This is a genomic window from Acidimicrobiales bacterium (assembly GCA_016794585.1).
GTDB lineage: Bacteria > Actinomycetota > Acidimicrobiia > Acidimicrobiales > DATDAH01 > JAEUJM01.
The window spans coordinates 28413-49328 of record JAEUJM010000005.1; the positions used below are offsets into that span (position 1 = coordinate 28413).

Sequence of the window (20916 nt, forward strand, 5' to 3'; positions counted from 1 at the left end):
TCTGACAGGGCGTCAGGTTAGCCCCAGCGCCCCACCCCGCCCGAAGCCCGCCGGCGTCGCCGAGGCGACGGCGCCGACGCGGCGGCAACGATGCCCGTCAGGCCCGGGGCCCGGTGATGAAGGCCTCCCACGCCTCCATCGCCGCTTCGGCATCCATGGCGCGGACCTCGTCCTCGTCGCGGCCCGCCGTATGAACGAGTCGCTCGACGAGCCACTGCGGCACCGGTTCGACTGCCGGCTCGCGTGCGGCCGAGCCCACGGCGCTCACCGTCCGGCCCAGCAGGTCGATGACGTCGGCCAGCGCCTGGGTCCGGGGGTTGTCCGGCAGGTCGGCCACCCGGCCCTCCATCTCCGCGTAGATGGCTGCGTGGGCTCGGGCCCCGACCGCCCAGACCTCGGCGACCTCGACGACGACGCGGCCGAGGTCGTCAGTGGTGGTCCGCCACACGATGCGCCAGTGCCGATCGCCGATGGTCAGCTTCCGGAAGCCCACCAGCGCCCCGAGGAGCGGGTCCCCCGCGTTCGGGTCCCGTTCGAGGAGGAGCATCTTCTTCAGGACCTGGCGCACGACCTGCGGGTCGATGCGGACGAGGCGAACGAGGTCGTCGACGGCGGCGTCGATCAGTCGGACGTAGGAGCGCGTCCGATCCGCACCGCCGTCCACCTCGTGCTCAGTCGACGCCGGCAGCGAGGTCCGCGTCGAGCTCGGCCTCCAGCTCGGCCCGATCGAACCCGAGCGAGGCGATCACGTCGTCGAGCGACGTGCGGCGGCCGCCGTCGGTCGCGAGACGGGACAGGACGAGCGCGGCGCTGCGCAGATCGGCCTCCAGATCGGCCAGCGCCTCGAGCCGCTGCATGCCCACGATGGCCGCCATCGGCCGACCGTGGCGCTCGACCACGACGTCTCGACCCTCGTGCGCGCCACGCACGATCGCGCTCACCCCACGCTCCGCCGCCTGCGTGACCGAGAGGGTCTCCGCCGAACTCGACACAAGGACCATGATCAGACCGTACAGATTTCTGCACAGTTTAGCAATGGCCCTGCGTCCGGCTCAGGCGAACCAGTGGCCGGCGTTGACGTCGAGGGACTGGCCCGTGACGACCCGACTGAGGTCCGAAGCGAAGAACACCACCGAGTCGGCGATCTCGGCCGATGTAGGCAGGTGGTGCAGGCAGGTCTCGCTCGCCACCTGGTCGTACTTCTCCTCGGCGGTGATGCCCTCCTGCTCGGCCAGGAAACGGAAGTACCACTCCACCGAGTCGCCCCAGATGTAGCCCGGCAGCACCGAGTTCACCCGGATGCCGTACGGGCCGACTTCGCGGGCGAGGGTCTGCACGGCGGTGAGCAGCGCGGACTTGGCGGCGGCGTAGATGCCGAACTCGGGCTGGATGCGCCGGGCCGACATCGAGTTGATGAACACGATCGAGCCCTTGCCCTGCTCCTTCATGGCGGGGAGCACGGCCTTGGTCATCTGGATCGTGCCGAAGACATTGACCTCGAAGCCCTTGCGCCACGTCTTCATGTCGTTGTCCTCGATGGTCTCGAGGGGCGGCTGGACGAAGGCGTTGTTGACCAGCACGTCCACGTGGCCGAACTTGTCGACCGCCGCCTTGGCCAGGGCGTGGCACTGGTCCTCGACGGTGATGTCGGTCGGCACGCACAGGGCCCGCCGACCGAGCGCCTCGACCTCGGCGGCGACAGACTCGAGCTTGCCCGGGGTCCGGGCGGCGAGCACCACGTCGGCGCCCTCGCGGGCGAAGGCGAGCGAGATGTCCCGCCCCATGCCGGGGCCGACCCCGGAGACGATGGCGACGCGGTCTTGGAGGAGCATCGGGTGATCCTGGCACGCGCACGAGGCCTGACCGTTCTGGCTCCCGATTCGATCGCCCTGGCGGTCGAATCGGGAGCCAGTTCGGCCGGAGGGCAGGACCCGGCGCCACTACGTTGACGCCATGGCCTCGATCGTCCCCGCCGGGCAGCTCGTCTACGGCATGCAGCTGCCCATCCAGTCCCAGAGCCGGATCTACGTCGAGCCGTGGGAGCTCGAGGCCGGCGCCCCCGAGCTCGCCGCCGTGGCCCGCAAGGCCGACGCCACCGGCTTCTTCTACATCGCCGTGTGCGACCACGTGACCCTCCCGGCCGAGCAGGCCGAGCGCATGGGCGACGTCTGGTACGACACCGTCGCCACGCTCGGCTGGCTGGCCGGCATCACCGAGCACGTCCGCCTCCTCTCGCACGTCTACGTCGCCGCCTACCGCCATCCCCTCGTCACCGCCAAGGCCTTCAGCACCCTCGACGAGCTCTCCGGCGGCCGCGCGATCCTCGGCGTGGGCGCCGGCCACGTCGAGCCCGAGTTCGAGCGGCTGGGGGTGGACTTCGCCGGCCGGGGCGCCGCCACCGACGAGGCCGTCGACGTGCTGCGCTCGGTCTTCGACGGCACCTACCCCGACGCCGGCGTCGGTCCCCGCCCGCGCCAGGAGCACCTGCCCATCTGGATCGGCGGGTCGTCCAAGCCGGCGTTGCGCCGGGCCGGAGCGCGCGGCGACGGCTGGCTGCCCCAGGGCACGCCCAAGAAGGACATGCCCGACTCGATCGCCTACCTGCGCGAGGCCCGGGCCGCCGCCGGGCGGGCCGACGACCCCATCGACATCGGGGCCATCACCGGCATCTACTACGTCGGCGAGCCCACGTGGGACGTCGGATCCTGGACCACCACCGGATCGGGCGAGGCCATCGCCGAGCAGATCCGGGGCTTCGCCGGGCTCGGCGTGAACCACGCCCAGATCCGCTTCCGCAGCCGCTCCCTCGACGAGCTGCTCGACCAGATGGAGCGCTTCCACGCCGAGGTGGCGCCCCACCTCAACGGCTGAGGCCGGGACGGTCGAGTCGATGGAGGTCCTGTCCAGCCGGGTGCTGATCGCCCCGACCGACTTCGAGCGCTCGGCGGCCTTCTACGAGGCCACCCTCGGCCTGCGCATCTACCGCGAGTACGGGGTCGCCGGCCGGCGCACCGGCGTCGTGTTCTTCCTCGGCGGCGGCCACCTCGAGCTGAGCCGCTCGGGCAGCACCGCGGCGCAGGGCGTGGTGACCCTGTGGCTCCAGGTCCCCGACGTGGCCGCCGAGCACGAGCGCCTGGCGGCCGCCGGCGTCCCCATCACCGACCCGCCACAGCGCATGCCCTGGGGCCTGATCGAGATGTGGGCCACCGACCCCGACGGCCACCGCCTCTGCCTCGTCGAGGTACCGCCCGAGCACCCGATCCGCCGGCGCATCGAGTGACCTCCCGGCACGCGGCGACCGCCACCGACTGACCATGAAGGCACGCTTTCGCGGGATGCAGCGCCTGGCCGACCACCCGGCGCGCTTCGTCGTCATCGCCTTCGCGATCGCGATCGCCGTCGGGACCGGCCTGCTGTGGTTGCCGTGGTCGTCCCCGGCAGGTGCGCGTCTGAGCCCCCTCGACGCCCTGTTCACCGCGACCAGCGCGGTCTGCGTCACCGGGCTGTCCGTGGTCGACACCGGGCAGGGGCTCACCGGCTTCGGCCAGGCCGTGCTGGTGGTCCTGGCGCAGCTCGGCGGCTTGGGCCTCATGACCATCGCCTCGCTGATCGCGCTCCTGCTTTCCCGCCGGCTCGGCTTGCGCATGTCCCTCGTCACGACCACCGAGCGCTCGACCCTGCAACTCGGTGACGTGCGGCGGGTCCTCTGGGGCGTCGCCATGGTGACGGTCCTCGTCGAAGTGGCCTTGGCGGCCATCCTCGCCCTGCGGTTCGCCATCACCTACGGCTACGGCCCCGGCAAGGCCATCTGGTACGGCGTCTTCCACTCGGTGATGACCTTCAACAACGCGGGCTTCTCGCTCTACCCGGACTCGCTGAACCAGTTCGCGACGGATGTGGTGATCACCGGCCCGGTGATGGTCGGGATCGTCATCGGCGGGCTGGGCTTTCCGGTACTCGTCGATCTCTACGTGCAGCGCCGATCCGGACGGCGGCTGTCGATGCACTCACGACTCACGCTGGTCGGCACCGCCATCTTGCTGGTGGCCGGTCTCGCGATGGTCCTCGCCTTCGAGTGGTCGAACCCCGCCACCCTGGGCCCGATGGAGGTTCCCGAGAAGGCCTGGGTGGCGACCTTCGGCTCGGTGGCGCCACGCACCGCGGGATTCCACACGATCAGCCCGGTGGACATGACCGATCAGGCCAACCTCGGGACCACGTTCCTCATGTTCATCGGTGCCGGCAGCGCGGGGACCAGCGGCGGCATCAAAGTCGGCACGTTCTTCCTGCTCGGCCTCGTGATCCTCGCCGAACTGCGCGGGAGCCGGGACGTGGTCGCGTTCGGGCGTCGCATCCCCGAGGCCATCCAACGCCAGGCGTTGACGGTCGCCCTGCTGAGCGTCGGAGTCGTGGCCGTCACCACCACCGTCCTGATGGCGGTGACCCACCTGCGGTTGACCGACGTCGCCTACGAGGCGGTCTCGGCCTTCGGGACCGTCGGGCTCAGCACCGGCATCACCCCTGAGTTGCCGGCACCGGGCAAGCTGCTGCTGGTCGCGGTGATGTTGATCGGCCGGGTGGGTCCCGTCACACTCTTCACCGCCCTCGTCCTGCGCCAGCGGGCGGGAGCGATCCGCAACCCCGAGGAGGCTCCCCTCATTGGCTAGGCGAAACCGCGGCGAGACGATCCTGGTGGTTGGCCTCGGCCGGTTCGGCTCCGCGGTCGCGCTCGAGCTCGAGGACCTCGGCCACGAGGTGCTCATCATCGACGCCTCCGAGGAGGCGGTGCAGCGCTACGCATCGCTCGTCACCCACGCGGTCCAGGGCGACGCCACCGATCCAGACGTCTTGAGCAACCTGGGCGTCCCCGACCTGACGCACGCCGTCGTGGCCATCGGCGACGACATCGAGTCGAGCATCCTCGCCACTGCCGCCATCTCGGACCTCGGCGTGCCCAACGTCTGGGCCAAGGCGGTGACTGCGTCGCACGCCAGCATCCTCGAACGTGTGGGCGCCGACCACGTCGTCTTCCCCGAGGCGGACATGGGCCGGCGCATCGCCCACCGCGTCACCGGCCAGATCATCGACTACATCCAGGTCGACGAGGACTTCGCCCTGGTGGAGACGGGGCCACCGGCGAAGCACCTGGGCAAGACCTTGCAGGAGGCCCAGCTGCGGGCCGCCTACGACGTGACCGTGGTGTCGGTGAAGCCCCTCGGCGGCCACTTCACCTACGCCACGCCGGACACCCGACTCGACGAGGGGTCCGTCCTGTTGGTCGCGGGTCGCAACGAGGCGGTCGAGCGCTTCGCCCGCAGCACCTGAGCGGCCGGTCAGGTCGGCGCGGCGGCGTCGCGCATGCGAGTGGTGCGGTGGACCGGGTCCTTGTCGAACTGCGGCAGGACCTCCTTGGCGAACAGCTCGATCGAACCCTGCACGATCTCGAGCGGGAGCATGTTGACACCGAACACGAGCTGGTCGGCACCGGTGTCCGCGAAGGACTGGACGCCCCGGGCGCACTCCTCGGGCGTGCCCGCCGGCAGCATCCCCGCCTCGATGCCCGCGTCGAGCAGCTCGGGCGAGATCTCGGGGAGCACCTCGGGCCACGGGGGCACCCCGGGCGGACGGGGGAAGGTGTCGAGGTAGCGGTAGACGTTGCTCTGGAAGTACCCGCCGCCGGCCTTGCGGAACCAGTCCCGGGCCTCTTGGCCGTCCTCCATGCAGAGCATGGTGCTGACCAGGGTGACGTTGTCGTTCACGTACCCGCCGACCGGGTCGGCGTCCTGGATGGCCTCCTTGTAGGCCTCGACCATCGGGGTGAGGGCCTGAGGCTCACGGAAGGTGAAGCCGAGGGCCCCGAGGCCGAGCTTGCCCGCCTTGGCGAAGGTCTCGGGGCTGCCGCAGGCCACCCACATCGGCGGGTGGGGCGCCTTCCACGGCTTGGGCAGCACGTTGCGCTCGGGCATCGAGAAGAACTTGCCGTCGAAGGAGTACGTCTCCTGCGCCCACATCTTCTTGAACTCGGGCATCACCTCGTCCCACATCTCGCGGGTGAGCTCGGGGTCGGTGATGCCGAAGCCGGCCTGCTCGGTGGTGGACGAGCCGCGCCCGGTGCCGAACTCGAAGCGGCCGTCGCTGAGGTGGTCGAGCATGGCGACCCGCTCGGCGATGCGGGCGGGGTGGTTGACCGGCGGGGTGACGTTGAAGATGCCCGAACCGACGTGGATGAAGTCGGTGACCGCGGCCATGTAGCCCAGCCACGACTCGTTGGCGGACAGGTGCGAGTACTCGTCGAGGAAGTGGTGCTCGCTCGCCCAGACGTACTTGAACCGGTTGCGGTCGGCCGTCTTCACCAGTTCGATCTCGTAGAGGAACCGGTTGTGCTCCGCGTGCGGATCCTCGTCCCGGTAGTACTTCGGGACGTGGGTCTGGGTGAAGAGGCCGAACTCCATCGGAAAACGGTAACAGGTTCTATCGAACTGGACAGGCGTCCAGATCCGGTGTCCGGCTCAGCCCGCCGGCGTCAGAAGGGCCACTCAGAACGGCATCGCGGCGCCGCCGTTGGGGCGCACGATCTGGCCGGTCATGAACGACGAGGCGTCAGAGGCGAGGTAGACGACGGCGAAGGCGATGTCGTCGGGTTGGCCCACACGGCGCAGGGCCACGCCCTTGCTCATCCGCTTCTCCACTTCGGCCTTCAGGTCGGGGTCGACGTTGCCCTCGGCGTCGGTGAAGTTGCGGGTGGTCATCTCGCTGATGATGAAACCGGGGGCGATGGCGTTCACCCGCACGCCGGCGGGGCCGACCTCGCGGGCCAGCACGCGGGTGAGCTGGGCCAGCGCCGCCTTGCTCATGCCGTACCCGGCGAGGTTGGGTGCGGGCGCGTCGATGGCGGCGGAGACCATGTTGATGATCGACCCGCTCCCCTGCCCGACCATGTGGCGAGCGGCGGCCTGGCACCCGAAGAACGGGCCCTTCAGGTTGACCCCGAGGATCTTGTCGAACTCGTCCTCACTGATGGCGTCGACCGGGTTGGTGATGATGATCCCGGCGATGTTGGCCATGACGTCGAGACGGCCGTGGCGCTCGACCGTGTCGGCCACGAGCGCCTCGACCGCCTCGCGGTCGGTGACGTCGACGGTCACCGCGTCGGCGAGCTCGCCCCGGTGGCGGATGCGGCCACGGGTGTCCTCGGCGCCGTCGCCGTCGAGGTCGGCACACACGACACTGGCCCCGGCCTCGGCGAGGCGCAGCGCGCTGGCCCGGCCGATGCCACTGCCGGCGCCGGTCACGATGGCCACCCGCCCGGTGAGGTCGTAGGCGGCGGCGAGACTGTCGGGAGTCGTGGTCATCAGAAGTCCATGGGGTAGGGGAACTTCACGCCCACGCCGCCGTCGACCACGAGGGTCTGGCCGTTGACGTAGGACGAGAGGGGCGACGAGAGGAAGAGCAGGGCCGAGGCGATGTCCTCGGGCAGGGCGACGCGACGCAACGGGGTGTTCTCGATGTTCTTGTTGCGGCCCTCCTCGCCGACGTAGGCCGACACCCTGGGCGTCCAGACCATGCCGGGGGCGACGGCGTTGATGCGCAGGTTCTTGGGGCCGAGCTCGACCGCACCCGAGCGCACCAGGGACATGAGACCGGCCTTGGCCACGCCATAGGCGGCGTGCAGCGGCGCCGAGCTGATGCCCGACACCGAGGCCACGAAGGTCATCACGCCGCCGCCGGTCTCGGCCATGCACTTCCCGCCGACCTGCATGGCGAGGTAGGCGTGGCGCAGCACGATGTTCTGGTGCCACTCCCACAGGTCGTCGTCGATGTCGAGCAGGCCCATGTACTGGGCCATGCCGATGATGTCGACGAAGCCGTCGACCTTCCCGCCGAAGGTGTCCTTGGCCTCGGCGAAGAGGCGCTCGACGTCCTCGCGGCTGGTGCAGTCACCCGACCACGGGGTGCCGCCCACCTCGCCGGCGATGTCAGCGGCGAGGTCGGGGTCGAGGTCGACGGTGACCACGTTGGCCCCCACCGAGGCGAGGGCGTGGCTGGCCTGGCGGCCGATGCCCTGGCCGGCGCCGAGGACGATGTAGCCCTTGCCGTCGAGCCGCAGGCGGCTGGGGTAGTCGGGGACCTCGGTGTCGTCGGTGCGCGTCATGGCTCGGGATAGTAGGACGAGGGCGTGACCCCGACCGACGGAGCTGCCGCGGAGGCGCTCTTGGCGCCGCCGACGGCGCTCGCCGACGAGGTCGTGGCCCGATGGCAGGCGGCCTTCGAGCCGGCGGCGGATCCCGAGCGGGCGGGTCCCATGACCGCCTACATGAAGGGTCACTTCCCCTTCCTCGGCATCACCACGCCGCAGCGCCGCGCGCTCGCCCGGTCTGCGGTCGCCGGCCTGCCGGCCCCCGAGGAGGCCGATGTGATGGCGGTCGCGGCGGCCGCTTGGGCGCTCGACCCGCGCGAGTACCAGTACGCCGCCGTGGACTACGCGGTGCGCTGGGTGCGGCGCTGCTCCCCCGACTTCCTGCCCGTGGCGGAGCGCCTCGTCTCGACCAAGTCGTGGTGGGACACGGTCGATCTGCTCGCCGCCAACGTGGTCGGCCCGCTGGTGGCGGCCACGCCGGCGCTGCGGGCGGACATGGACCGCTGGCTCGTGTCCGACGACCTGTGGCTGGCCCGCTCGGCCATCCTCCACCAGCTGAGGTGGAAGGCCGACACCGACGACGACTGGCTCTTCGCCGCCTGCCTGGCGCGTGCCGCCGACACCGACTTCTTCCTGCGCAAGGCCATCGGCTGGGCGCTGCGGGAGTACACGAAGACCGACGCCGCCGCCGTTCGCCGCTTCGTGGCCGACCACGACGCCGAGCTGTCCGGCCTGTCCAAGCGCGAGGCGCTGAAGTGGCTCGACCGGCGGGCCGCCCGCGGCGACGCCGCCGTCGACGACGAGGTGGAGGCGAGCGCGTCCGGAATCCGGAAGCTGTCGCCTCCACCTTCAGCAGCGGTGAGCGCATGAGCCCGGCGTCGTTCTTCCGGCCCGACAAGTGGCCGCGCACGCCGGCGCAGTTCTTCGAGGCGGCGGCGTCCATCCCCCTCACGCCGGCCGAGTGGCGCGACGCCGCCGACGAGGTTCGCCGCTCGCCGTCGCGCATGTTCCTCGACATGGTGCAGTCCGTGGCCCGCAGCGTCGCCGGTCGCGAACTGGAGATCCGCACCGGCGACTCGGACGTCACCCTCGTGCTCGACGACGTCACCTACGACCACGACCCGCCCGTCGTGCCGTGGATCCCCGGCAACGAGCTCGAGGTGGTCGACGAGATCGACATCGCCGTCTCCACCGTGCGGTGGGACGCCGGCCAGATCGACACCCTGCGCATCGGGGTGCGCAACGTCACCCTCGACCCCGGCGTCGTGGCCACGGTCTACGCCCGGCCCGTCGAGCTCGAGGGCGAGATCGGCCAGGCCACCTTCGACGAGTGGCTGCGCTCGGCCGGCGCCGCCTTCGACATCGTCCTCGACGGCGAGGGAACCGCCACCGCCCACCCCCACGACTGGCGGCGGTGGGGCGTGCGGGCCCAGGTCGCCCCCGTCCTCGAAAGCGAGCAGATCCACGTCGACGTGCTGCGGGTCTGGGTCGGCCCCTTCAGCTTCCGACGCCTCCGCTGGGTACCCGACCGCCACACCATCGACCTGCCCACCTTCGACCGCGGCCTCACCGTCATCGGCCTGTCGATCTCCCCCGGCGTCGTGCGCGTCAGGGGCCACATTCCCGAGTGGCGAGAGAAGGTCCACGTCGACCAGGTCCTGCGCGCCGCCGGCGTCGTCGGCAACCACGTCATCTTCGACCGCGACCCCGCCTGAGGCGACGCCGCCAGCTGACGGCGGCGTGGCCACGCGCCGCTAGCGTCGCCGGGATGGAGCGCACGATCTTCGAGGACGAGCACGAGCAGTTCCGGGCGTCGTTCCGGCGGTGGGTGGAGGCGGAGATCGTCCCCCACTACCTGGACTGGGAGAAGGACGGCATCGTCCCCCGTGAGGTGTTCGCCAAGGCGGGCGAGCACGGGTTCCTGGGGATGTCGATCCCCGAGGAGTACGGCGGCGGAGGCGTCGACGACTTCCGCTACAACCTCGTCATCGGCGAGGAGGTGCAGGCCGCCGGCGTGGGGTCGAGCGGGCTGGGGATCACCCTGCACAACGACATCTGCCTGCCCTACTTCCTCGCCTACTGCACCGACGAGCAGAAGGCCCGCTGGCTGCCCGGCATCGCCTCGGGCGAGCTCATCACCGCCATCGCCATGACCGAGCCGGGCATCGGCAGCGACCTCGCCTCGATGTCCACGAGCGCCATCAAGGACGGCGACCACTACGTCGTCAACGGCTCCAAGACCTTCATCACCAACGGCATCAACGCCGACCTCGTCATCACCGCGGTGAAGACCGACCCCAGCCAGAAGCACCGGGGCATGAGCCTGCTCGTGCTGGAACGGGGCATGGACGGCTTCGAGCGGGGGCGCAACCTCGAGAAGGTCGGCCTGCACGCCCAGGACACCGCCGAGCTGTTCTTCACCGACGTCCACGTGCCCGTCACCAACCTGCTCGGCGAGGAAGGCCAAGGCTTCGTGCACCTCGTGCACAACCTGCCGCAGGAGCGCCTTTCCATCGCCGCCGCCGGCGTATCCGCCGCCCGGGCCGCGCTCGGCTGGACGCTCGAGTACGCCAAGACCCGCCAGGCCTTCGGCCAGCCCGTCGGCAGCTTCCAGAACAGCCGCTTCGTGCTGGCCGAGGTCGCCACCGAGGTCGAGGTGGGCCAGGCCTACGTCGACCGCTGTATCGAGGGGCTGAACGCCGGCACCCTCAGCGCCGAGGAGGCGGCCATGGCCAAGTGGTGGTGCACCGAGCTGCAGAAGCGGGTGGTGGACAAGTGCGTCCAGCTCCACGGCGGCTATGGCTACATGCTCGAGTACCCCATCGCCCGGGCCTACGCCGATGCCCGCATCACCACCATCTACGGGGGCACCACCGAGATCATGAAGGAGATCATCGGCCGCTCCCTCGGCGTCTGACCGTCGGTCCGCCGATCGCCCGTCGGGTCACCGAGACCTCGTTCGTTCTGGCTCCCGATTCGGCCGTGATGGCGATCGAATCGGGGGCCAGAAGCACGAGACCGGTGTGGTCAGAGGCGGCGGTCGACGCGGCGGGTCATGTAGCCGAGCACCGCGGTGCCCACGGGCGGGCACCAGCGGTCGGCGTACCAGAGCGTCTTCGCCGCCGCGGGCGCCACGATGATGGACTTGTTGGCGGCCACGAGCTCGAGGGCCCGGCGGGCCACGCCGTCCGGGGGGACGGGCTTCTGGCCCACGATGGCCAGGAAGTCCCGACCGGAGATCTCCTGCGCCGACGTCGGCGGCAGCCCTGGCGGCCCGGAGACGTCCAGCAACGGGGTGTCCACCGGCCCCGGGCAGAAGACGCTGACCTTCACGCCATGCAGCGCCGCCTCGGGGCGCAGCGCCCGCGACAGCCCGACCACTCCGAACTTCGAGGTCGAGTAGGCGGTGAGGAAGGGCGGCGGCGACAGGCCGGCACCCGACGCGGTGTTGACGATGTGGCCGTGCCCCTGCTCGATCATGCGCGGGTAGGCGGCGAGCACGCCGTTGACCACACCACCCAGGTTCACGTCGAGGACGCGGTCCCAGTGGGCCGCGGTCATCTCGTGGGTGGGCCCACCGAGGGACACGCCGGCGTTGTTGAAGAGCAGGTCGAGCGTGCCGTCCCGCTCGATCACCTCGTCCACCAGGGCCGCGAACGCAGAGCCGTCGGAGACGTCGAGGCTGCGGCCGACCACCGCATCGCCGAGCTCGGCGGCCGTTCGCTCGGCCGCGTCACCGTCGACGTCGGCCAGCACGACCTTCGCTCCCAGCTCGGCCAGCCGCTCGCCGAGCGCCCGACCGATGCCCGACGCGCCGCCGGTGACGATGGCGGTCCGTCCCCGGAACGCCGCCGTCTCGCTGCGGGCCCGCCGCTCGGATCGTCTCCCCACCCCCGCACGCTACGCCGACGGCGGGGTGAGGACCTCCCGATCGGGGTAGAGGGAGGATATGGATACCGAGATCATCCGCAACGACGACGGCAGCCTGGTGGTGCCGGTGGAGCCCGACCGCCACGTGGTGGAGGACCTGATCGAGGCCGGCGAGGACAAGGACGAGGCTCGCGCCGCCGACGCGGCGGCGACCACGAGGGTGCTGCACCCGGGCGAGGGTGGTTACGACGAGGCCCTCGCCGAGTGGGACCGCCAGCAGAACCCGGATCGTGAGGCGGCGGTGTCGACCGCCAGCGGCCGTGAGGAGGCGATGGCCGTGGTGCACGCCGTGGCCGAGTCCGAGGACCACGACGTGGCCGCCGCCGTCGCCGAGGTCGACGACCCCGAGGCCAGCGCCGAAGCCCTGCGCCACGTGCTCGTGGGTGGCGTGCACGCCGTCGAGGACTTCGCCGGCGAGGTGGCCGAGGCGGAGGGCGGCGAGCCCCTTCCGCCCCATGAGGCCACCAAGATCATCGGCGAAGTGCTGGCCGAGCTCGACTGAGTCGGCGCACGACCGAACTGGCTCCCGATTCGATCGCCCTGGCGATCGAATCGGGAGCCAGAACGCGTCAGAGCGCTAGAGAACGGCGGCGGCGACCCGGCGACGGTGCCAGGCGGCGTCGCCCCACTGGCCGGCGAGCGCCCACGCCCGCTTCATCCAGAGGTGGAGGTCGTACTCGAACGTGTAGCCGATGGCGCCGTGCACCTGGAGCGACGTCCTCGCGGCGAACGCGGCCGCCTCGGCGGCGTAGGACTTCGCCATCGACACGTGGGTGGCCCGCTCTCGGGCGTCGACCGCACCGCCGCGGCCGGCGACCGTCCAGGCCGCCCGATAGACCATCGGACGGGCGAACTCGAGGCGCAGCTTGGTGTCGGCAAGGTGGTGCTTCACGGCCTGGAACCCGCCGATGGGCTGGCCGAACTGCTCGCGGGCGGTGGCGTACTCGACGGTGACGTCGAGCAGCTGCTGGGTGACCCCGAGCAGCATCGCCGACACGCCGAGGACCCCACGGTCGAAGGCGGCGGCGAGGGCGACGGCGGCTTCGTGCCCCGAGGCCAGGAGGGTGTCGGGCGTCGGCGACCACTCGACGCGGGCGATGCGCCGGGCGCGGTCGACCGAGCGCTGAGAGGCCACGGCGGCGTCGGCCCACGGCACCGCGTGCAGCTCACCGTCGCGCTCGAGCAGCAGCAGCTCGGCGGTGGCGCCCTCGGAGACGTAGACGTCCCGCTCGAAGCCGACCGTGACCACGCCGTCGCCGGCGGCGATCTTGGGCAGCCACTCGGACGCGGCGGCCCCGCCATTGCCCGCGCTGAGATCGGCCAGGAGCGGGGCGGCGACGGCGACCGTCTCGACGAGGGGCTCGGGCAGGCAGAACCGCCCGGCCTCCTCCAGGAGCAGCACGAGGTCGAGCTCGTCCATGCCGAGGCCGCCGAAGGCCTCTGGCGTGGTCAGGCCCAGCACCCCCATGTCGGCGAGCTGCGCCCAGCGGGACTCCGAGCGGCCGGGGCCGTCCGACTCCCATGCGTCACGCACTGCGTCCGGCGGGCACTCCTTGTCGAGCAGGTCGCGGACGGCCTCCTGGAACAGGCGCTGGTCCGCAGAGAACGAGAAGTCCATCAGACGGCCCTCACTTGACCCTCGGGAGGCCGAGCACCCGCTCGGCGACGACGTTGCGCTGGATCTCGTTGGTGCCGGCATAGATGGGCCCGGCAAGCGAGAAGAGGAAGCCGTCCATCCAGCGGCCGTGGTCGACCGCCTCGTCGGCGTCGATGTCGAGCTCGGCGAGCTGGCCCAGCAGGGCGAGAGCGGTTTCGTGCAGGCGCACGTCCAGCTCGCTCCAGAAGATCTTGTTGAGGCTGGCCTCGGGCCCCATCGTGCCGCCGCCCATCAGGGCGGTGACGGCCTGGAAGGTGTAGAGCCGGTAGGCGTCGGCGTCCATCCAGCAGCGGACGACGTCGTCGGCCAGGCGGGGGTCGAGCGACAGCGGCCCGCCCCCGACCTCGCCGGACACGCAGCGGCGGTACAGGTCGAGCAGGCGGTCGGCGGTGGCCATGAAGCGGCCCGGGCTGCGCAGGGAGAGGCCCCGCTCGGATGAGGCGGTGGCCATGGCCACGGCCCAGCCCTGGTTGACGCCTCCGAGCACGTCGCGCTCGTGCACCCGCACGTCCTCGAAGAACACCTCGGCGAAGGCCTCGTCGTCGTGGAGGCCACCGACGGAGCGGACGGTCACGCCTTCGGCGTCGAGCGGCACCAGGAAGTACGTGAGGCCCCGGTGGCGGGTGGCCTCCGGGTCGGTGCGGAAGAGGCCGAACAGGTAGTCGCAGAACACCGCCCGGGTGGACCACGTCTTCTGGCCGTTGAGCACCCAGTGGTCGCCGTCCTGGCGGGCGCGGCTGGTGAGGCCGGCGAGGTCGCTGCCGGCGTTGGGCTCGCTCCAGCCCTGGGCCCAGGTCTTGGCGCCCGACGCCATGTCGCGCAGGTACCGATCCCGCTGGTCCTGGGTGCCGTGCTCGAACAGCGTCGGCGCGAGCAGGAAGATGCCGTTCTGGGTGACCCGTCCCGGGGCGCCCGACCGGTAGTACTCCTCCTCGAAGATCAGCCACTCCATGAGGTCGGCCTCGCGCCCGCCGTACTCCTCGGGCCAGGACACGACGGCCCAGCGGGCGTCGAACAGCTTGCGCTCCCACTCGAGGTGCTGCCGGTAGCCCTCGGCGGTGTTCATGGAGGCGAGGCCCGACGGCACGTTGGCCTCGAGCCACACCCGGGCCTCGGCCCGGAACGCCTCGTGCTGCGGCGAGAAGGTCAGGTCCACGGGGGCGAAGCCTGACGCCTCGTCAGATTCGGTGCAACCTCACCGGTACGCTCTCGAGATGGACACTGACGCTGCGCAGCGGAGCGGAGCAGCCGCACAGATTCGACACGGATCCCGAAGGGGCGCCGAGGGACGAGGCGCAAGGTGAATCGCCTGCCGGCCATCGAGGGCTGGTTCACCATGGACGCCGACCAGCCCCACCTGCTCGGGTCGAAGTGCACCGCCTGCGGCACCTACGCCTTCCCCGCCGCCTCGCACTTCTGCGGCAACCCGGCCTGCGCCGGCACCGAGTTCGACACCGTCGAGCTCAGCCGCACCGGCACGGTCTGGTCCTTCACGGACAACCGCTACCAGCCGCCCGAGCCCTACATCTCGCCCGACCCCTTCGAGCCCTACGTGATCGCCGCGGTGCAGCTCGCCGAGGAGGGCCTCGTGATCCTGGGCCAGCTGACCGCCGGCTCGACCACCGCCGACGTGGCCGTCGGCGACCAGGTCGAGCTGGTGCTCGAGCCCCTGTACGAGGACGACGAGGCCGAGCACCTCGTCTGGAAGTGGAAGGTGGTCCGATGAGCAACGAGATCGCGATCCTGGGTGCGGGCATGCACCCGTGGGGCAAGTGGGGGCGCAACTTCGTCGAGTACGGCATCGCCGCCGCCAACGACGCCCTCGCCGACGCCGGCCTGCAGTGGTCCGACATCCAGTACGTCTCCGGCGCCGACACGATGCGCAACGGCTACCCCGGCTACGTCGCGGGCGCGACCTTCGCCCAGGCCCTGGGCTGGACGGGCGCCCGGGTGTCGAGCTGCTACGCCGCCTGCGCGTCCGGCGCCACGGCCCTCAACATCGCCCGGGCCCAGATCCTCGCCGGCCTGTGCGACGTCGCCCTCGTGGTCGGCGCCGACACCACCCCCAAGGGCTTCCTCGCCCCGAACAAGGGCGAGCGCCAGGACGACCCCGACTGGCTGCGCTTCCGCCTCATCGGCGCCACCAACCCGACCTACTTCGCCCTCTACGCCCGCCGGCGCATGGCGCTGTACGGCGCCACCCAGGAGGACTTCGCCAAGGTCAAGGTGAAGAACGCCCGCCACGGCCTGGCCAACCCCTACGCCCGCTTCCGCAAGGAGGTCAGTGTGGAGGACGTGCTGGAGTCCCCGGTCGTGGCCGACCCACTCCACCTGCTCGACATCTGTGCCACCAGTGACGGCGGCGCCGCCCTGGTGGTGTCGAGCCTGGACTTCGCCCGCAAGCACGCCAGCAGCTTCGTGAAGGTGGCGGCGGTCTCGACGGTCACGCCGACGTATCCGAACACCGTGATCGAGATGCCCAACTTCGCCACCGACTCGTCCGCGGTGGCGGCCGAGCCGGCGCTGCCGTTCCGCGACGCCATCGCCGCCGCCGCCTACGAGGAGGCCGGCATCGGCCCCGAGGACGTCAACGTGGTCGAGGCCTACGACCTGTCGTCGGCCCTCGAGCTCGACTGGTACGAGAACATCGGGCTCTGCAAGGAGGGTGAGGCCGAGCGCCTCCTCAACGACGGCGACACCTCGTTGGGCGGCCGCGTGCCGGTCAACCCGAGCGGCGGCCTGGCCTGCTTCGGCGAGGCCGTTCCCGCCCAGGCCATCGCCCAGGTCTGCGAGCTGACGTGGCAGCTCCGGGGCCAGGCCACCGGCCGCCAGGTCGAGGGCGCCACGGTCGGCGTCACCGTCAACCAGGGCCTGTTCGGCCACGGCTCGTCCGTGATCGTCACCCGCTAGCCACCCACCCCCACCGAACTCGACGCAATAGCTGTCGGAAAGCGACAGTCATTGCGTCGAGAACGAACGAATCGCACGAGATCCGAGCACCAGGAGCAACTGACATGGCCGAGGCCTACATCATCGACGCAGTGCGCACCCCCGTTGGCAAGCGGGGCGGCGGGCTCAGCGAGGCCCACCCCGCCGACCTCGGCGCCCACGTGCTGAACGGCATCTTCGAGCGGGTCGACGTCGACCCCGCCGCCGTGGAGGACGTCTACTTCGGCTGCGTCGACGCCATCGGCCCGCAGGCCGGCGACATCGCCCGCACCGCCTGGCTGGCCGCCGGCCTCCCCGAGGAGATCCCCGGCACCACCATCGACCGCCAGTGCGGCTCGTCGCAGCAGGCCGTGCACTTCGCCGCCCAGGCAGTGATGAGCGGCACCAACGACCTGATCATGACCGGCGGCGTGCAGAACATGTCGATGATCCCCATCGCCTCCGCCATGACCGTGGCCGAGCAGTTCGGCTTCACCGACCCGTTCTCCGGCAGCGAGGGCTGGGTCAAGCGCTACGGCGACCAGGAGGTCAGCCAGTTCCGCGGCGCCGAGCTCATCGCCGAGAAGTGGGACATCAGCCGTGAGGACATGGAGGCGTTCGCCCTCGAGAGCCACGAGCGGGCGCTGACGGCCATCGACGAGGGCCGCTTCGAGCGCGAGATCCTGCCCTACGGCGAGATCACCACCGACGAGGGCCCTCGCCGGGGCACCACCCTCGAGAAGATGGCCGGACTGCGCACGCTGGTCGAGGGCGGGCGCCTCACCGCCGCCGTGTCGAGCCAGATCTCCGACGCCGCCACCGCCATGCTCATCGCCTCCGAGAAGGCGGTCGAGGAGCACGGCCTGAAGCCCCGGGCCCGCATCCACCACCTCTCGGTGCGGGGCGCCGACCCGATCTTCATGCTGTCGGCGCCGATCCCGGCCACGGAGTACGCCCTCGCCAAGGCGGGCATGACCATCGACGACATCGACCTCGTCGAGATCAACGAGGCCTTCGCCTCGGTGGTGCTGGCGTGGCAGAAGGAGACCGGCGCCGACCTGGCCAAGGTCAACGTCAACGGCGGCGCCATCGCCCTGGGCCACCCCCTCGGCGCCACCGGCGTGCGCCTGATGACCACCCTGCTCAACGAGCTCGAGCGCACCGGCGGCCGTTACGGCCTCCAGACCATGTGCGAGGGCGGCGGGCAGGCCAACGTCACCATCATCGAGCGCCTGGACTGAGCGTCCCCGGCCCGGGCTGCGTCCGTCAGGCGTCGTCCGCCGACGCCGGCAACGAGGCACGGAGCTCGTCGAGGAAGTCGGCGAAGGTGGCGTCGCTGCCCCGCGGGCGGCTGAAGGCCGGCAGGAGTGCCACGAGCGCAGCCCCGAGGAGCGTCCAGGCCGCGTCGGCCTCCTCGTCGGTCGCGGGGTTCGCAGCCGTCGTCGTCGGGACCGAACCCGGGTCGGCCGAGTCCCGGACCGCGAGTCCGTCGCCGATCGCCGCCAGCAGCGCCGCGAGCGAGTCGTAGGTGAAGGGCGGGCGGACCTCGAGGCCGTAGGCCGAGAAGGCGGCCTCGTAGAAGGTCGCCCACTGCGCCCCCACGGTGCGGAAGTGCTCTGTGACACGCGGGGTGATGTCCGGGTCGGCCGCCGACCACATGGCCATCAACACCCGCAGGTCGGCACTCGACCGCAGGCGCTCGAATTCGGCTGATGCACCGACCCGGATGACCTCGTCGAGCGGCCCGGCGAACACCGGCGCCTCGGACGGCGGCTCGAAGCGGGCGGGAGCGAAGACCTCGTCGAGCAGGTCGTCCCGGTAGTCGTCCTGGCTGTCCCAGTAGTGGTACAGGGCCCCCACCGACACCCCGGCGCGCTCGGCCACGTCGGTCAGGCGGATGTGCTCGAGCGGCGGCCCGGCGGGTTGCTCGTGGGCCAGCGAGCGACCGGCGTCGAGCAGCGCACGTCGGCCTTCTTCCGAGTTGCGTCGGGCCCGCCGTCGCCTGCGCTCCGCCACGGGTACCACGGTAGGCGAACCGGCCGTTGACCTTCCACATAGAACCTTCTATGTTCTCGGTTTCTGGAACTGGCAGACGAGGAGTCGAAGCCATGGGCGGAACCCCCGAACCTCGCGACGAGCGCCGGCGGGCGTCGCGTCCCGATCCGATCCCGGTCTCCCGGGAGACGCTCCGTGAGCACCTCGCGGACCTCGACGAGGCCTACGAGTCGCTCCGGACCACGGCCGACCCCCGGGCGCGCCAACTCCTCGAGGACGTGCTGGGCTCGCTCCAGGCCGTGGTGTTCGACCACCTGCCGCCTGGCGAGGGCCCTGCGGACTCGACCGGCCACGCGGCCTGAGTCGAACGGCGGTCGGGCGGGGGCCGGGTCGGCTCAGGGGCAGAGGCGGCCGCGGGCCTGCTCGGCCTCGGCCACGATGCGCTGCACCAGCTCGTCCACCGTCGGGAGGTCGTCGATCATGCCGACCACCTGACCGCTCGACATCACGCCGAGGTCGGGCCGGCCGTCGACCATCGAGGCCTTGAGCAACATCGGGGTGTTGGCGGCCATGATCACCTGGCTCCAGCTCAGCTCCTGGGAGCGGTGCATGGCCACGCCCTCACGGATGATCTGACTCCACGGGGTGCCCGACAGCTTCTTGAAGCGCAGGGCGTTGCTGACCGCCCGGGGCAGCGACGTGACGGGGCCCGTGCGGTCGAGGGCCTCGGTGAACTCGGTGCGCAGCACCCGGTGGGGCACGCCGTCGACCTGAGTGGTGCGCAGCGTGTCGTTCACGCCCTTGCCCAGGTACACCTGCTTCACGTCGTCGCCCACAGGTGAGTCCGACGTGAGCAGGAAGCGGGTACCCATGGCGATGCCGGCGGCGCCGTAGGCCAGTGCCGCCACCAGCCCCCGGCCGTCGAAGTAGCCGCCGGCGGCGATGACGGGCAGGTCCACCGCGTCGACCACCTGGGGCAGCAGCAGGGAGGTGGGGACGTCGCCGGTGTGGCCACCGCCCTCCCCGCCCTGGACGAGCACGGCGTCGACGCCCCACTCGGCCACCTTCTCGGCGTGGCGCTTCGCCCCGATGGAGGGCATCACCACCACGCCGGCGTCCTTCAGCTTCTTGATGAGGTCGGGTTTCGGCGCGAGAGCGAACGATCCGACCTTCACGCCCTCCTTGATGAGCAGGTCGATGCGGTCGCCGGCGTCGGGCGCGTCGGACCGCAGGTTCACGCCGAAGGGCCGGTCGGTCTGCTCCTTCACCTCACGGATTGCTCCGACCAGCTGGTCGTAGTCCATGGTGGCGGCGGCGAGGATGCCGAGGATGCCGGCGTTGGCCGAAGCGGCCACGAGGCGCGGCCCGGCCACCCAGCCCATGCCGGTCTGCACGATGGGGTACCGCACCCCCACCAGGTCGCAGAACCGGGTGTGGAAGGGCGAAGGGGAAACCGGGGAAGCGGAGGCCTCGCTCACTCGGGCTCCTTGACCTCTTTGGCCAGGAGGCCGTTGGGGTCGATCACCTCGTGGATGAGCTGCTGCTCCTCCACCGTCGGCGGCCGGGACTCGGGCACGTCGTCGGGGACGACGAGTTCGAAGCCGGTGGCCTCGATCACCTCGTCCACCGTCACGCCAGGGTGCACGGAGCGCAGTCGCATCGTGTGGTCGGGCGTCTCGAAGTCGAACACGCCGAGGTTGGACACCACCCGGCGGATCTCGTGGAAGCGGGCGGAGTCACCCGGCAGCGCCGCCGCCCGGTCATAGCCCACGCCCGACACGTAGTCGACCTTCTCGACGAACGAGCGGGTTCCGTGGTTGGGCACCCAGTACGAGCAGGTGTGGTTGATGGTGTTGCCGGGGGCACCCCGAACGCCGAGCAGCTGCGCCTTGGGCTGGCGCCAGTCGCCGATGCAGGCGATGTTCATGTTGCCGTACCGGTCGATCTGGCTCGGGCCCATGATGATGTGGCGCCGGCCGGGCCAGACCGCCACGTCGAAGATCGACGCGAAGGGCAGCCATCCCTCGACCAGCTTGTCCTCGAAGGGCACGGCCACCCCGACGGGCAGGGTGTTGGCCACGAGCAGGGCCTCGGTGTCGGTCATCACAAGGTCGGGCTCGAAGGTGGCCCGGGCCAGGCGGCCGGCTATCACGGGCACGTTGCCGATGGGGTTGCCGAGGATCTCGCCGTCGCCCCGGAACACGTCGGCCAGGGCGGCCACGCAGACCTCACCCCGGGTGAAGGTCTCGGCGGGTGCGGAGGTGGTCAC

General features: G+C 71.1%; 24 protein-coding genes. 12 read left to right on the top strand and 12 right to left on the bottom strand.

The window, feature by feature from the left end; all coding sequences use genetic code 11:
- Positions 1–97 precede the first annotated feature (97 nt).
- The 3 genes from JNK12_02095 to JNK12_02105 are packed head-to-tail and all read right to left on the bottom strand — an operon-like array spanning position 98 to position 1832.
- Entirely contained in the window at positions 98–664 is a 567-nt protein-coding gene (locus JNK12_02095; GenBank protein ID MBL8774687.1) for a hypothetical protein, read from the bottom strand.
- Positions 665–671: 7 nt separating this feature from the next.
- Positions 672–1001, bottom strand: a complete 330-nt coding sequence (locus tag JNK12_02100; GenBank protein ID MBL8774688.1) for a type II toxin-antitoxin system Phd/YefM family antitoxin — start codon at positions 999–1001, stop codon at positions 672–674.
- A 51-nt stretch (positions 1002–1052) separates the two neighbouring features.
- Positions 1053–1832 carry an SDR family oxidoreductase gene (locus JNK12_02105; GenBank protein MBL8774689.1) on the bottom strand — a complete coding sequence of 260 codons (780 nt, stop codon included), beginning with the start codon at positions 1830–1832 and terminating at the stop codon, positions 1053–1055.
- A 121-nt stretch (positions 1833–1953) separates the two neighbouring features.
- Between JNK12_02105 and JNK12_02110 the strand changes: the two genes are divergently transcribed.
- From JNK12_02110 to JNK12_02125, 4 genes are read left to right on the top strand one after another with little or no spacing between them, the layout of a single operon-like run.
- Entirely contained in the window at positions 1954–2871 is a 918-nt protein-coding gene (locus tag JNK12_02110; GenBank protein ID MBL8774690.1) for a TIGR03619 family F420-dependent LLM class oxidoreductase, read from the top strand.
- Between the two features lie 19 nt (positions 2872–2890).
- Positions 2891–3280 (top strand): VOC family protein, encoded by a 390-nt coding sequence (locus JNK12_02115; GenBank protein ID MBL8774691.1) that lies wholly within the window; start codon positions 2891–2893, stop codon positions 3278–3280.
- Positions 3281–3314: 34 nt separating this feature from the next.
- Positions 3315–4667 carry a TrkH family potassium uptake protein gene (locus JNK12_02120; protein MBL8774692.1) on the top strand — a complete coding sequence of 451 codons (1353 nt, stop codon included), beginning with the start codon at positions 3315–3317 and terminating at the stop codon, positions 4665–4667.
- Positions 4660–5325 carry a TrkA family potassium uptake protein gene (locus JNK12_02125; GenBank protein ID MBL8774693.1) on the top strand — a complete coding sequence of 222 codons (666 nt, stop codon included), beginning with the start codon at positions 4660–4662 and terminating at the stop codon, positions 5323–5325. The genes JNK12_02120 and JNK12_02125 overlap by 8 nt, the downstream gene beginning before the upstream one ends.
- Before the next feature lie 8 nt (positions 5326–5333).
- Here JNK12_02125 and JNK12_02130 read toward each other — a convergent pair whose 3' ends face one another.
- The 3 genes from JNK12_02130 to JNK12_02140 form a co-directional block, all read right to left on the bottom strand.
- Positions 5334–6452, bottom strand: coding sequence for an LLM class flavin-dependent oxidoreductase (locus tag JNK12_02130; protein MBL8774694.1), 1119 nt, complete (start codon positions 6450–6452; stop codon positions 5334–5336).
- 84 nt (positions 6453–6536) lie between these two features.
- On the bottom strand, positions 6537–7352 hold the full coding sequence (locus tag JNK12_02135) for an SDR family oxidoreductase (protein MBL8774695.1): 816 nt from the start codon (positions 7350–7352) through the stop codon (positions 6537–6539).
- Entirely contained in the window at positions 7352–8152 is an 801-nt protein-coding gene (locus JNK12_02140; GenBank protein MBL8774696.1) for an SDR family oxidoreductase, read from the bottom strand. Before JNK12_02140 ends, JNK12_02135 begins: the two co-directional genes overlap by 1 nt.
- A 24-nt stretch (positions 8153–8176) precedes the next feature.
- Here JNK12_02140 and JNK12_02145 point away from each other — a divergent pair, with 24 nt between their 5' ends.
- The 3 genes from JNK12_02145 to JNK12_02155 are packed head-to-tail and all read left to right on the top strand — an operon-like array spanning position 8177 to position 11054.
- Entirely contained in the window at positions 8177–9007 is an 831-nt protein-coding gene (locus JNK12_02145) for a DNA alkylation repair protein (GenBank protein MBL8774697.1), read from the top strand.
- On the top strand, positions 9004–9852 hold the full coding sequence (locus JNK12_02150; protein MBL8774698.1) for a hypothetical protein: 849 nt from the start codon (positions 9004–9006) through the stop codon (positions 9850–9852). Before JNK12_02145 ends, JNK12_02150 begins: the two co-directional genes overlap by 4 nt.
- A 53-nt stretch (positions 9853–9905) precedes the next feature.
- Complete coding sequence (locus JNK12_02155) at positions 9906–11054, top strand: acyl-CoA dehydrogenase family protein (protein ID MBL8774699.1); 1149 nt, start codon at positions 9906–9908, stop codon at positions 11052–11054.
- A gap of 110 nt (positions 11055–11164) precedes the next feature.
- Here JNK12_02155 and JNK12_02160 read toward each other — a convergent pair whose 3' ends face one another.
- On the bottom strand, positions 11165–12028 hold the full coding sequence (locus tag JNK12_02160; protein MBL8774700.1) for an SDR family oxidoreductase: 864 nt from the start codon (positions 12026–12028) through the stop codon (positions 11165–11167).
- 58 nt (positions 12029–12086) lie between these two features.
- Here JNK12_02160 and JNK12_02165 point away from each other — a divergent pair, with 58 nt between their 5' ends.
- Positions 12087–12569 (top strand): hypothetical protein, encoded by a 483-nt coding sequence (locus tag JNK12_02165; GenBank protein MBL8774701.1) that lies wholly within the window; start codon positions 12087–12089, stop codon positions 12567–12569.
- 75 nt (positions 12570–12644) lie between these two features.
- Here JNK12_02165 and JNK12_02170 read toward each other — a convergent pair whose 3' ends face one another.
- Both JNK12_02170 and JNK12_02175 read right to left on the bottom strand, forming a co-directional pair.
- Positions 12645–13685, bottom strand: a complete 1041-nt coding sequence (locus JNK12_02170; protein ID MBL8774702.1) for an acyl-CoA dehydrogenase family protein — start codon at positions 13683–13685, stop codon at positions 12645–12647.
- A 10-nt stretch (positions 13686–13695) separates the two neighbouring features.
- A complete protein-coding gene (locus JNK12_02175) occupies positions 13696–14880 on the bottom strand; it encodes an acyl-CoA dehydrogenase family protein (GenBank protein ID MBL8774703.1) in 1185 nt (394 codons plus the stop codon).
- A gap of 144 nt (positions 14881–15024) precedes the next feature.
- Here JNK12_02175 and JNK12_02180 point away from each other — a divergent pair, with 144 nt between their 5' ends.
- The 3 genes from JNK12_02180 to JNK12_02190 all read left to right on the top strand — a co-directional run bounded on the left by JNK12_02180 (position 15025) and on the right by JNK12_02190 (position 17893).
- Positions 15025–15450: an OB-fold domain-containing protein gene (locus tag JNK12_02180; GenBank protein MBL8774704.1), complete on the top strand. Its 426-nt coding sequence runs from the start codon at positions 15025–15027 to the stop codon at positions 15448–15450.
- On the top strand, positions 15447–16634 hold the full coding sequence (locus JNK12_02185) for a lipid-transfer protein (GenBank protein MBL8774705.1): 1188 nt from the start codon (positions 15447–15449) through the stop codon (positions 16632–16634). The genes JNK12_02180 and JNK12_02185 overlap by 4 nt, the downstream gene beginning before the upstream one ends.
- A 104-nt stretch (positions 16635–16738) precedes the next feature.
- Entirely contained in the window at positions 16739–17893 is a 1155-nt protein-coding gene (locus JNK12_02190; protein MBL8774706.1) for an acetyl-CoA C-acetyltransferase, read from the top strand.
- Positions 17894–17918: 25 nt separating this feature from the next.
- On the opposite strand, the gene JNK12_02195 is transcribed toward JNK12_02190, so the two are convergent.
- The gene (locus JNK12_02195; GenBank protein MBL8774707.1) at positions 17919–18668 is read right to left on the bottom strand and encodes a TetR/AcrR family transcriptional regulator; all 750 of its coding nucleotides are present in this window, start codon (positions 18666–18668) and stop codon (positions 17919–17921) included.
- A 92-nt stretch (positions 18669–18760) separates the two neighbouring features.
- Between JNK12_02195 and JNK12_02200 the strand changes: the two genes are divergently transcribed.
- Positions 18761–19009 (top strand): hypothetical protein, encoded by a 249-nt coding sequence (locus tag JNK12_02200; GenBank protein ID MBL8774708.1) that lies wholly within the window; start codon positions 18761–18763, stop codon positions 19007–19009.
- A gap of 33 nt (positions 19010–19042) precedes the next feature.
- Here the strand turns inward: JNK12_02200 and JNK12_02205 are convergent, their stop codons facing one another.
- Together JNK12_02205 and JNK12_02210 are read right to left on the bottom strand one after the other, a co-directional pair.
- Positions 19043–20125 carry a nitronate monooxygenase gene (locus JNK12_02205; GenBank protein MBL8774709.1) on the bottom strand — a complete coding sequence of 361 codons (1083 nt, stop codon included), beginning with the start codon at positions 20123–20125 and terminating at the stop codon, positions 19043–19045.
- Positions 20122–20916 carry a CoA-transferase gene (locus JNK12_02210; GenBank protein ID MBL8774710.1) on the bottom strand — a complete coding sequence of 265 codons (795 nt, stop codon included), beginning with the start codon at positions 20914–20916 and terminating at the stop codon, positions 20122–20124. The genes JNK12_02205 and JNK12_02210 overlap by 4 nt, the downstream gene beginning before the upstream one ends.